14 protein-coding genes are annotated in these 11,714 nt (G+C 60.2%); 7 read left to right on the top strand and 7 right to left on the bottom strand.

Features of this window, described 5'->3' with window-relative positions; genetic code table 11:
• Positions 1–33 precede the first annotated feature (33 nt).
• From J5M66_RS08585 to J5M66_RS08575, 3 genes are all read right to left on the bottom strand, one after another.
• Positions 34–666: a carboxymuconolactone decarboxylase family protein gene (locus J5M66_RS08585; protein ID WP_225914442.1), complete on the bottom strand. Its 633-nt coding sequence runs from the start codon at positions 664–666 to the stop codon at positions 34–36.
• 144 nt (positions 667–810) lie between these two features.
• Positions 811–1,245: a cyclophilin-like fold protein gene (locus J5M66_RS08580; RefSeq protein WP_243432863.1), complete on the bottom strand. Its 435-nt coding sequence runs from the start codon at positions 1,243–1,245 to the stop codon at positions 811–813.
• 24 nt (positions 1,246–1,269) lie between these two features.
• A complete protein-coding gene (locus J5M66_RS08575; RefSeq protein ID WP_206420471.1) occupies positions 1,270–2,298 on the bottom strand; it encodes an alpha/beta hydrolase in 1,029 nt (342 codons plus the stop codon).
• Between the two features lie 134 nt (positions 2,299–2,432).
• On the opposite strand from J5M66_RS08575, the gene J5M66_RS08570 reads away from it, so the two are divergent.
• Positions 2,433–3,335 (top strand): LysR family transcriptional regulator, encoded by a 903-nt coding sequence (locus J5M66_RS08570; RefSeq protein WP_206420472.1) that lies wholly within the window; start codon positions 2,433–2,435, stop codon positions 3,333–3,335.
• Between the two features lie 202 nt (positions 3,336–3,537).
• On the opposite strand, the gene J5M66_RS08565 is transcribed toward J5M66_RS08570, so the two are convergent.
• The 4 genes from J5M66_RS08565 to J5M66_RS08550 form a co-directional block, all read right to left on the bottom strand.
• Positions 3,538–3,780 (bottom strand): hypothetical protein, encoded by a 243-nt coding sequence (locus J5M66_RS08565; protein WP_123442793.1) that lies wholly within the window; start codon positions 3,778–3,780, stop codon positions 3,538–3,540.
• Positions 3,780–4,310 carry a hypothetical protein gene (locus J5M66_RS08560; RefSeq protein ID WP_123442682.1) on the bottom strand — a complete coding sequence of 177 codons (531 nt, stop codon included), beginning with the start codon at positions 4,308–4,310 and terminating at the stop codon, positions 3,780–3,782. Before J5M66_RS08560 ends, J5M66_RS08565 begins: the two co-directional genes overlap by 1 nt.
• A gap of 49 nt (positions 4,311–4,359) precedes the next feature.
• Positions 4,360–4,584: a DUF2188 domain-containing protein gene (locus J5M66_RS08555; protein WP_016774410.1), complete on the bottom strand. Its 225-nt coding sequence runs from the start codon at positions 4,582–4,584 to the stop codon at positions 4,360–4,362.
• A gap of 82 nt (positions 4,585–4,666) precedes the next feature.
• Positions 4,667–5,584, bottom strand: a complete 918-nt coding sequence (locus tag J5M66_RS08550; RefSeq protein WP_122610061.1) for a LysR substrate-binding domain-containing protein — start codon at positions 5,582–5,584, stop codon at positions 4,667–4,669.
• 194 nt (positions 5,585–5,778) lie between these two features.
• On the opposite strand from J5M66_RS08550, the gene J5M66_RS08545 reads away from it, so the two are divergent.
• From J5M66_RS08545 to J5M66_RS08520, 6 genes are all read left to right on the top strand, one after another.
• The gene (locus tag J5M66_RS08545; RefSeq protein WP_122610062.1) at positions 5,779–6,528 is read left to right on the top strand and encodes an SDR family NAD(P)-dependent oxidoreductase; all 750 of its coding nucleotides are present in this window, start codon (positions 5,779–5,781) and stop codon (positions 6,526–6,528) included.
• A gap of 97 nt (positions 6,529–6,625) precedes the next feature.
• Positions 6,626–7,924: an MFS transporter gene (locus J5M66_RS08540; RefSeq protein WP_123442684.1), complete on the top strand. Its 1,299-nt coding sequence runs from the start codon at positions 6,626–6,628 to the stop codon at positions 7,922–7,924.
• 17 nt (positions 7,925–7,941) lie between these two features.
• The gene (locus J5M66_RS08535) at positions 7,942–8,790 is read left to right on the top strand and encodes a transketolase (protein WP_207807902.1); all 849 of its coding nucleotides are present in this window, start codon (positions 7,942–7,944) and stop codon (positions 8,788–8,790) included.
• Entirely contained in the window at positions 8,787–9,815 is a 1,029-nt protein-coding gene (locus J5M66_RS08530; RefSeq protein ID WP_071171997.1) for a transketolase family protein, read from the top strand. The genes J5M66_RS08535 and J5M66_RS08530 overlap by 4 nt, the downstream gene beginning before the upstream one ends.
• Before the next feature lie 61 nt (positions 9,816–9,876).
• On the top strand, positions 9,877–10,836 hold the full coding sequence (locus tag J5M66_RS08525; RefSeq protein WP_207807903.1) for an alpha/beta hydrolase: 960 nt from the start codon (positions 9,877–9,879) through the stop codon (positions 10,834–10,836).
• A gap of 407 nt (positions 10,837–11,243) precedes the next feature.
• On the top strand, positions 11,244–11,714 hold a 471-nt coding region (locus J5M66_RS08520; protein WP_207817486.1), incomplete at its 3' end, for a BapA prefix-like domain-containing protein.

The raw sequence follows: 11,714 nt of genomic DNA, 5'->3' as shown, positions 1-11,714 counted from the left end.
CATTAACAGAGCGGCAATGAATCCGAGCCGCCCTCACCGCTGGATTTTGTCCAGCCCCGCGCCCACCCGCTCAGCAGCCTGCAAATCCCCACGCGCCTCCAACTCCTGCGCTACTTGCAGCAACTGCTCAACCGTCAATCCCACATTCAGACTGATCTTCAAATGCGACTCCAGTTGCGACTCCACCCCAGCCATTGCCGCCAGCGCGCCAACCGTCGCCAGTTCCCGATCCGTCCATGCCAGGTTGTCGCGGGCGAAGATGTCGCCGAACAAGTGCACTTTCAGGAACTGATCGATCGCCGGGGCGAATTCGAACAGTGGGCCGGACACTGGCGCGCCGACCAGGCGGGTCTGATTGTCGGTGCCCAGTTCGGTGAGCGCATATCCCGACGGAACCGGACCCGGCTCGCGTCCCGGCACGTCTTCGATGCCCCGCGCGGCGCGTTCCTGCAAAACCTTCATCAGCAATGACAAAGCGTTGAGGCTGCGCGGAAAACCGGCGTAAGCGTACAGCTGCACCAGAATTTCCTTGGTCTCGCTGATGCTCAGCCCGGCATCAAGACCACGATTGAGTGCGTCGTGCAAACGCGGCATGTCGCCGATTGCAGCGTTGGCGGCAATCGGGGCGATCGCCAGTTGTTTAGGCGTCAGAGGCTGTTCTTTCATGATCGGTTTCTCCGGTGATCGGGAAGGATTGGCGCAGAGGGGATTCACGCAGGCTGCACTGGCGAGGACCGCGCAGCCGAGGGCGACGATGCGAAGAAGGCGCTGATGATGCAGGGCTTTCAGGTTCATCAATGTGTCTCCTCACTACTCCAGAGTGAACGTCACCCGCACATCGCCGCGCCCCAAGACTTCGGCCGAGTCCTGCGGGCGTTCGATGCGGCCAAGACGCGAATAGCGGTAGGACGAATCGAAGGTTTTGTAGAAGACCACCAACGTATCGTCGCCATACAGAAGGAAATCGCCGCTGTGGATCGTGCCCGGCCGGTAGGGTTGGGTGGGCAATGGCGGCTGCACGGTGGCGTATTTTTCATTGCCGTGCAGGTCGGTCATCTCCAGGCTCAGCGGCAATCGCGTGCGCAATTGCCGCGTACTCGGGTTGTCATCCAGAGCAATGGCAAAACGCTGTTCTCCGACGGTCATCCACATCGTGCTGGCCTCCATAGCGGTCGGTGCAGACAGAGCAACGGGCAGCCATGCCATCAGTACGAATCCCTTCCAGCCGTTGGCAAAAAACCGCATCGCTTTGCTCCGTCGCGTTGAAAGTTACTTAAGGTTGCTCTTGAAGAACTGCGTCAGCTTGGCAAAAGGAATCAGCTCGACCCGGTCGTACAGATCGACATGGCCGGCATTCGGCACAATCACCAGTTCTTTAGGCTGCCCTGCCAAGCGAAAGGCCTCTTCGCTGAACTCACGGGAGTGCGCGTTGGCACCGGCAATAAACAACATCGGGCGCGGCGAGATGCTCTCGATATCGACGAATGGATAGAAGTTCATGAACTTGGTGTTGCTGCTCAGCGTCGGCCGCGTGGTCTGTTGCGGCGTCGAGCTGGCCGGGGTGAATTCGCCGCGCGGGGTGCGGTAGAAATCGAAGAATTCACGCTGGATAGGATGGGTGTCGGCCTTCAGTTCCAGCACCGTGCCGCCGGTGTATGCGACCTTGCCGCCAGTGAACTCGGCGTAACGCTGCTCGGCCGCTTGCGCAATGATCTGCTTGCGCTGCGCAAGGCTTTGCGAGTGCTTGAGGCCATCACGGTTGGCCGCGCCCATGTCGTACATGCTGACCGTGGCGATGGCTTTCATGCGTGGGTCGATTTTCGCCGCGCTGATCACGAAGCTGCCGCTACCGCAGATGCCCAACACGCCGATGCGCTCGCGGTCGATGAATGGCCGTGTGCCGAGGTAATCGACGGCCGCGCTGAAGTCTTCGGCATACATGTCCGGCAGCACCGCGTTGCGCGGCGCGCCTTCGCTTTCGCCCCAGAACGACAGATCCAGCGACAAGGTGACAAAACCCTGCTCCGCCAGTTTCTGTGCGTACAGATTGGAGCTCTGCTCCTTCACCGCGCCCATCGGATGGCCAACGATAATCGCCGCGCTGCGCGCTGCCGGGTCGAGTCCTTTAGGGACAAACAGGTTGCCGACCACGGTGAGTTGATATTGATTTTTGAAGCTGACCTTCTGCACGGTCACCTTATCGCTTTTGAAGAAATTGTCGGCACCGTGGGACATGTCAGCTCCGAATGCAGTAAATGAACTCAGGAGAAACCCGAGCAGTATGAACAGTCGTTTCATGGGGGCGTCCTTGATCGAGAAGCCAGGCGTGGCCGGGATGAAGGTATTGTTGCGCAGGCTCGAGGCTTTGATTAGCTAATGAGTGCTTAATGCGGTTATAAACACTGCTAATCAATAAACCTGAGCATTGCGCCATGGCCAAACCCAATTTCAACGACCTGCTCGCCTTCGTCACCGTTGCCCGCAGCGGCAGCTTCACCCGCGCGGCGGTGCAACTGGGCGTGACGCAATCGGCGGTGAGCCAGGTAGTCTCGGCGCTGGAAGCGCGTCTGAAAATTCGCCTGTTGACCCGCACCACGCGCAGCGTGTCACTGACGGCGGCCGGCGAACGTTTGCTGCACACCGTGGGTCATCGTTTCGATGAGATCGAAGCCGAGCTGGACGCTCTCACCGAGTTGCGCGACAAGCCTGCCGGTACGGTGCGCATCACCTGCGGCGACAACATCATCAAGACCACTCTGCTGCCCAAGCTGACGCCACTATTGCTGCAATACCCGGACATCAAGGTCGAGTTCGATATCAACTACGGTTTCCGCGACATCGTTGCCGACCGCTTCGATGCCGGCGTGCGTTTCAGCGATACCGTCGCCCAGGACATGATCGCCGTACCGATCGGCCCGCCGCTGCGCATGGCCGTCGTCGCCTCGCCCGACTACTTTGCCCGGCACCCCGCCCCGCAACATCCGCGCGAGCTGGCGGCGCACCGCTGCATCGACATTCGCTTCCCGACCTACGACGGTGTCGATGCCTGGGAATTCGAGCGGCAGGGCAAAAAGCTGAAAGTGCGGGTCGACGGCCAACTGGTGTTCAACTCCACCGTGCACATCGCCGACGCCGCTGTGAACGGGTTAGGGATTGCCTACCTGCCTGAAGACGAGTTCGGTGCGCATCTGGCCGAAGGGCGTTTGGTCAGAGTGCTGGAAGACTGGTGCGAACCGTTCGGTGGCTTCCACCTCTACTACCCCAGCCGCCGCCAACCGTCGCCGGCGTTTTCTCTGGTGGTGGATGCGTTGCGCGTGGATCCAGCCCCATTGTAGGAGCGGGCCTGCTCGCGATAGCGTCGGCACATCCAACAGAGTAAGTGCCAGATCCAGCGCTTTCGCGAGCAGGCTCGCTCCCACATGGGATTTGTGAATCGATTGATTTCCGGGATGTGACGCAAATCCCTGTGGGAGCGAGCCTGCTCGCGAAAGCGCCAGACCAGGCACATCATCTCTGCATGCCAGCCCCGCGCCCCCCTCACAACTTCGACACGTCCCCGGTCGCCTCGGCAATCGTCGCCAAGGTTTCCTCCATGCTGGCGATGTCTTCTTGCAGCTTTTGAAACACCAGATCCAACGACTCGGGAGCGTCCACGGTCTGATGGCCACGCAGCGACTCGACGCTAGCGCTCTCCACGTGCTGGAGAATGTCGACACTCTCTCGCAGTGCCAACAGCTGATCGAAGATCGCGACAATCTGCGCCTGGCTGCGGGTACTCATCATTTCCACCCAAGCCTGGCAATGATTTCACGGCGATACGGCGTGTCGATCTGCGCCGGCACCTGTTCGATATAGTCGCGCGCTTGTTCGTGCGCTGCGCCGCTCAACCCGGCCAGATAAGAAACTGCGTCGTCGACATTCGGCACCAGGCCTTCGATGTTCTTGAATCTGCCGGGCAGCGCCGTCCAGATCACCGCATCGAGTTGCCGAGGAATTGCCCATTCAGCAAGCACGCCCATCGCCGAGGGACCGACGGTGAAGCTGCCGATGCCATCCTCCCTGCCCTCCGGCACGCCTTCTCGAATACGCAGGAGTTCACGGGCCTGATCGAGATCGGTCACGTCGAGGACCGACCACAGCACTTTGCACGGCGGCGCGTTCGCGCTTATGGCTGTAGTCAACTCGCCAGTGTCACTGACGCGAACGAAGTCGATCGGTACCTGCGGCCCGTCGGCAAACCACTCGCTGGCCAGCGGCAAGCCGTCCGACTTCCAGATCAGCGAGCCCCATCCCAGACATGCAATGACCATAAATCAGACCCTTCTGAAGAAACGATGAACACAGAAAAGAACAGCCTGCTCAGCCTTTGGTTTTTCGCGGGTCGGCTGCGCGCGGAAAGGTGCGTTCTTCCTGGATCGTCCCGTCTTCTTTATGGATTTTCAGCGAGGCGGTTTTGTCTTGGAGGTAGTCGCTGGCGATCTGGGTGATCTCGGCTTTGGTTGCAGCCGTTTTCGACGCACGCTGCGCGCCCTCTTTGACCAGTTCCCAGCGCTGCTGGTTTTTGTTGATGTGGTAGTTATCCATTCCTTCGCCTCTGACGTGAATATGTGACCGGTAATGGATTGACCTTGGCCGGTTCAGAGAGTTTGAAAGAATTGAGCCCGACTCAATACGCGAATTCGTGCCCCAATTCGCTCTCCATCCACGCCAGAAAGCGCCTGACCCGTGGAAAGCTCGAATGCGCTTTGGGGAATACCAGATGGTGCGCAGCCACCGCAGCACTCAGAGATTCAGGCGCTACTTCAACCAGCGTGCCCGCGGCCAGATACTTTTGCGCCAGCAATGTGCTTTCCAGTGCGAAACCCAAGCCATGACTCGCGGCTTCCAGCGACATGTATGAACGATCGAAGCTCAATGCGTAAGGCCGTTCCGGACGCGCCAGACCATGCTGGGCAAACCATTGCGGCCATTTGAGCAGAGTGGCTTCCGACAGAATCAGATCGCACTCCAGCAGATCCGACGCGCCGCGTACCGGGCGTTGCGCGAGCAGTTTCGGTGAGGTCAGCACCGCGAACGTCTCGTTCCTGACCGTGCGCACCTCATAGCTTGGCCAGTTCGGCAGACCATGGCGGATATCGACGTCGATCTTGTCGCGACTGAAGTGCAGCGATTCATAGGAGCACGACAGGTTGATCTGAATGTCCGGATGACTGGCGCGAAACGCTTCCAGGCGCGGCATCAGCCAGAGCAGGCCGAAGCTTGGCGATGAGTGCAAGCGCAGGCAATCGAGGCTGACATCGCTGGCCGCACGCTCGGTGGCAACGGCGAGGCTGTGCAGAATCCCGGAGACTTCCTTGAGGTACTGCTCGCCGACCGGCGTCAGCGAGACGCCCCGAGCAGCGCGAACGAATAATTGCCGGCCGATCATCCCTTCCAGTTTCGCCAGTTGATGGCTGACTGCCGAGGGTGTCAGGTCCAGCACTTCTGCTGCCCTGGCGACGTTGCCGAAGCGCGCGGTTTGTTCGAAGGCCTGAATTGCTTTCAGCGGTGGCAGGATGATCGATGCCTCAGTGTCAGAGCGCATGGGGACTCCGTGGTGATTTCTTGTGATGTACGGACCGGTTTCATTCAAGCATTTGCGAAACGGCCTGACGAGTGCTGAATTTTTTTCAGCATTGAGTGACTTCCGCGTTATTGCTCACGCTCGCCCCGGAGGACAAGCTGAGTCATCGGTTACTTACACACCGACCCAATAAAAACAATTCGAGGGAATCCTCCATGCTTCTTCAAGGCAAAGTCGCAATCATTACCGGTGCCGCATCTGCCCGTGGCATTGGCCGCGCTACCGCCAGCACATTTGCGCAACACGGCGCTCGCGTGGTCATCCTCGATCTGGATGCATCCGCAGCACGTGACGCCGCCGCAGCACTGGGCGAAGGTCATCTGGGCCTGGCGGCCAACGTGGCCGACGAAGCGCAGGTTCAGCAAGCCGTCGCCACCATCATCGAGCACTTCGGGCGCATCGATATTCTCGTCAACAACGCCGGCATCACCCAGCCACTGAAGACTCTGGATATTCGCCCTTCGGACTACGACAAGGTGCTGGACGTCAGCCTGCGCGGCACTTTGCTCATGTCCCAGGCGGTGATTCCGCTGATGCGCCAACAGTCTTCCGGCAGCATCGTCTGCATGTCGTCGGTGTCGGCCCAGCGCGGCGGCGGCATCTTCGGCGGCCCGCATTACAGCGCGGCCAAGGCCGGTGTGCTGGGGCTGGGCAAGGCCATGGCGCGGGAATTGGGGCCGGACAATATCCGCGTCAACTCCATCGCTCCCGGCCTTATTCACACCGACATCACCGGCGGCCTGATGCAGGATGAACGCCGCCACGCCATCATCGAAGGCATTCCGCTCGGGCGCCTGGGTCAAGCGCAGGACGTCGCCAACGCCGCGCTGTTTCTGGCCAGCGACCTGTCCGCTTATCTGACCGGCATCACCCTCGATGTGAACGGCGGCATGCTGATTCACTGAGTAACTCTGGGCGGGCCTGCGTGACCCGTGCGGTTCTGGATCGATGACGCAGCCGGGCCTGATGGCCTGGCGGTCAATAAAAACAAGAGATCAGACCATGACTACCCTGTCGCTCGAAGCGGTTTCGACCGTGCGTTCTTCTGCCTATCGCAAAACGGCATGGCGGCTGATGCCGTTCCTGATGCTGTGCTACCTGTGCGCCTATCTGGACCGGGTCAACGTCGGTTTCGCCAAGCTGCAAATGATGAACGATCTGGCCCTCAGCGAAACGGTCTACGGACTGGGCGCGGGGGTGTTTTTCATCGGCTATTTCCTCTGCGAAGTGCCCAGCAACATTATCCTGCACAAGGTCGGCGCGCGAGTGTGGATTGCGCGGATCATGATCACCTGGGGCATCGTCTCGGCGCTGTTCGCCTTCGTCGAAACCGCCTGGCAGTTCTATGCCCTACGCTTTCTGCTGGGGATTGCTGAAGCCGGCCTGGCGCCGGGCCTGCTGCTCTACCTCACCTACTGGTTTCCGTCCTATCGGCGAGCGCGCATGACCGTGTTGTGGTTTATCGCCATTCCGCTGTCAGGCATGGTCGGAGGCCCGCTGTCGGGCTGGATCATGAACCACTTTGCCGGTGTGCACGGCTGGGCCGGCTGGCAATGGATGTTCGTTCTCGAGGCGGTGCCCACCGTGGTCGTCGGCCTGCTGGTGCTGAGTTATCTGAAGGACGGCGTGCATCAGGCGACCTGGCTCAATGACGAGGAAAAAGCCTTGATCACTCGTGAGCTGGCCGAAGACGACCAGCAAAAGGTCACCCACGCCTCGGTCGGCGAGTTCATTCGCGACCGGCGCTTGTGGCTGCTGGCGGCGATCTACTTCTGTGTGGTCATGGGCCAATATGCGATCACCTTCTGGCTGCCGACACTGGTACGTAATGCAGGGGTTTCCGACCCGCTGCACATCGGTTTCCTGACTAGCCTGCCCTATCTGTGCGCCATCGCCGCCATGCTCTTGGTCGGCCGCAGTGGCGACAAACATCGCGAGCGCCGCTGGCACCTGATCGTGCCGATGATCGCCGGTGCGATCGGCTTGAGCCTGGCAGCAATGATGGGCGGCAATCCGACCTTGTCGATCCTCAGCCTGTGCCTGGCCGCCTCCGGCATTCTGTCCGCCACCTCGTTGTTCTGGATGCTGCCCACCACGCTGCTCGGCGGGGTGTCTGCGGCGGCCGGCATCGCCGCGGTCAACAGCTTCGCCAACCTCGCCGGGTTCTGCTCGCCTTATCTGATCGGCTGGATCACCACCCTGACCGGTTCCAGTGCCATCGGCATGTACCTGATTACCGGCGTGCTGTTCCTCGGCGCGAGCCTGGTCCTGCGTATTCCTGCCGCTTTGGTCAATCGTTGAGTCAACGGAGTTTCATCATGACGACTAATCTTGCACACGCTGCATCGCTGAGCCTGACCCAGCGCGCGCACAACATTCGCCGCCATGCACTGCGCATGGGCCAGGTTCAGGGCCAGGGCTATGTGGGCCAGGCCCTCGGCGCGGCTGACCTGCTGGCGGTGTCTTACTTTCATGCGCTGAACCATCGCCCGACAGATCCCGAATGGGAGCAGCGCGATCGCTTCTATCTCTCCATCGGCCACTACGCCATCGCGCTGTACGCAGCGCTGATCGAAGCCGAGATCATTCCGCTCGACGAGCTGGAAACCTACGGTTCGGATGACAGCCGCCTGCCGATGTCGGGCATGGCCGCCTACACGCCGGGGATGGAAATCACCGGCGGCTCGCTGGGTCAGGGCCTGGGTATCGCGGTCGGTGCCTGCCTGGGCCTCAAGCGCAAAGGCTCGACCTCGTTCGTTTACAACCTGCTGTCCGATGGCGAACTCAATGAAGGCTCGACCTGGGAAGCGGTGATGTCGGCTTCGCACTGGCAGCTCGACAATCTAATCGCCATCGTCGACGTGAATAACCAGCAGGCCGACGGTTACTCCAGCGAGATTCTCTCGTTCGAACCCATCGTTGATCGCTGGCAAGCCTTTGGCTGGTTCACCCAGCGCGTCGACGGCAATGACCTCGACGCCCTGGTCGCTGCATTCGATGCCGCGCGCAATCACCCCGGCGGGCAACCGCGCGTGATCATCTGCGACACGAAAATGGGCAAAGGCGTGCCGTTTCTGGAGAACCGGGAAAAGACCCACTTCATTCGCGTCGAAGAGCACGAATGGGACCTGGCACTGAGCAACCTTGAAGAAGGAAAAGACCAATGAGCAACGCCGCCAACACTGCGCCTTCGACTGCTACTGGCGCGCCGGTGAAAAAGCGCCTGACCACCTCGGCGATGATTGCCTCGATTGCTTCCGAGGGCCAGGCGACCCGCTCGGCACCGTTCGGCCATGCGCTCGCAGCGCTGGCAGATCAGCGCGCGGACATCGTCGGTCTCTCTGCGGACCTGTCCAAGTACACCGACCTGCACATTTTCGCCAAGGCGCATCCGGAGCGTTTCTATCAGATGGGCATGGCCGAACAGTTGCTGATGAGCGCTGCGGCGGGAATGGCGCGTGAGGGTTTCGTACCCTTCGCCACCACCTACGCGGTGTTCGCCTCGCGGCGTGCTTACGACTTCATCTGCATGGCCATCGCCGAGGAAAACCTCAACGTCAAAATCGTCTGCGGCCTGCCCGGCCTCACCACGGGTTACGGGCCGAGCCACCAGGCCACCGATGATCTGGCTATTTTCCGCGCCATGCCCAATCTGATGATTGTCGACCCGTGCGATGCGCTGGAAATCGAACAGGCCGTGCCCGCCATCGCCGCTCACCAAGGCCCGGTCTACATGCGTTTGCTGCGCGGCAATGTGCCGTTGGTGCTGGACGAGTACGGTTATAAATTCGAGATCGGCAAGGCCAAGACACTGCGCACGGGCAACGACGTGCTGATCATCTCCACCGGGCTGATGACCATGCGCTCGCTGGAAGCGGCCAAGCAATTGCAGGCCGACGGCATTGATGTGGCCGTGCTGCACGTGCCGACCATCAAGCCGCTGGATGAGCAAACCATTCTCGCCGAAGCACGCAAATCCGGGCGTCTGGTGGTCACAGCCGAGAACAGCTCGATCATCGGCGGTTTGGGTGAGGCGGTTGCCGGGTTGTTGTTGCGCAATGGCGTGACGCCCACCTTCAGACAGATCGCGTTGCCCGACGCGTTCCTTGACGCCGGCGCCCTGCCGACGCTGCATGATCGCTACGGCATCTCGACGCCGGCTGTGTGTGCGCAGATCAAAGCCTGGCTGTAACTCCACCGTGAGCGGCGCCTCCATCCGAGGCGCTCGTTCATTCGAAAACAGGAGGCAGAACGTGAAAGCACATGAACTGCTGGATCCCGACTTCAAAAGCTTTTTAACCCCCGGCGCTGAAGACTGGACGTTGGAAACGCTGCCCGCGATCAGGGAGCGTGTTCACGCGACATTCAAATCCCGAGAACAAGCGCTCGGAGAAAACCTATGGACCAAGGCCCACGACGGTGAGGATTTGCGCCTGTGTCTTTACCGGCCCACCGCCGCAGCAGCGGACGGTAATTTAGCGGTGATCCTGTACATCCACGGTGGAGGTTTCGTCCTCGGTTGCCCCGAAATGGCCGATGACTATCTGGCTGACCTCGCCGAAGCACTCAAGGCGATCATCGTCGCCGTCGATTACCGTCTCGCGCCAGAGCACCCCTTCCCTGTCCCTCTGGAGGACTGCTACACGGCCCTCGGCTGGGTTTTCGCCCACCGGCAAACGCTCAACATCGACGCCGACAAAGTAATCGTCATGGGCCACAGTGCCGGCGCCGGGCTGGCAGCAGCGCTGGCCATTGTGGCGCGGGATCGCGGCGAGTATTCCATCGCCAGTCAGGTGCTGGTTTATCCGATGCTCGATCACCGTTCGGGCAGCGCAGCCTCGCCTCAGCAGAACAGCACGACCGGCGTGATTGGCTGGCCAGCGCAAGCCAACCAGTTCTGCTGGGATTGCCTGCGCGCTGACCAAGCGCTGGATGATCTGCCAATTGGCTGGTTTTCGCCGGCCCTGCAAGACGATCTGCGTGACTTGCCACCGACGTTTCTGGCCGTCGGCGCGCTGGATCTGTTTCTGGAAGAGGACGTGGCATTTGCCCTGCGTCTGTCCCGCGCCGGGGTTGCCGTCGAACTGCATGTCTACCCTGGGGCGCCGCATATGTTTGATCAGTGCCCCGGCAGTGTTAGCGATCAGTCTGCGCTGGATATCGTCCGATCACTTCGGCGATCGATAGCTAGCGCATTAACTGCTGAGGGATAGAAAGAACAGCTGAAACGGTACAACGGGATTTCTTATACAAAGCCTTTCCCCCCTCCCACGCTTATTGATTAATACCTTCGCAGACAGGCAACTGCGGAGTGTGGCCTGCGCTTTGAGAAATTCAATATCGCTTAGCCATCACCCTCGGCGATTCCGCCCGGACCTTTTCCAGCGTTCTGTTGCACAATGTCGAAAACGACACATTTTGTTGCACCCAAAAACCGCTTGGATCCAACGACCCGACAAATGGTAACGACATAAATAGACCCTATTTTCAAATAGATAAACGCGGGCAAATCGCCCATCCATGCGCTCGTCAAAAATCAGGCAGCCTCATCTGACACTCCCTATCTATGGTTTTAAAACCATCCGTGGACGTCCGCCCCACCCATTTACAGGGAGTAGTAATGGACAACATCGTCATTGCCGACAAAGCCAATTCTCAGCTCACTGCCCAGAACTGGGGCAATGTTCAGCTCAGTCAGCCTTCAGTTGTACAAATGCCGGTTCGGCCCGATCAATTGGCGTCGACCAGTCGCAGCGGTCAGGATTTGATCGTCAATCTGAAGTCTGGCGAGCAAATCAAAATCTCCAATTTCTTCGTCACCAGCCCTGACGGCGTGCCCAATGACATTGTCTTTCAGGGTGACGACGCGACGCTGTGGCAGGCGCGCTACAGCGCCGAGCCGTTCAATGGCTTTACCTTTGACGAAATCAATTCGCTGGACGAGCTGATCGCTGGCGTCGGAGTGGTGGATGGCGCGACGCCGGCATGGGCGATTGCCGGGCTTGGCCTGTTGGGCGCGGGTGGTGCGGCGGCCGCTGCCGGCGGAAGTGGGGGCGGCGGCGGCCGCCGCACCACCCGCGCCCAACAGGCC

Source organism: Pseudomonas sp. 67(2021), assembly GCF_017491835.1.
Classification (GTDB): domain Bacteria; phylum Pseudomonadota; class Gammaproteobacteria; order Pseudomonadales; family Pseudomonadaceae; genus Aquipseudomonas; species Aquipseudomonas atacamensis.
The sequence above is the reverse complement of the archived record's forward strand: the minus strand, read 5'-3'. Positions and strand labels throughout refer to the sequence as shown.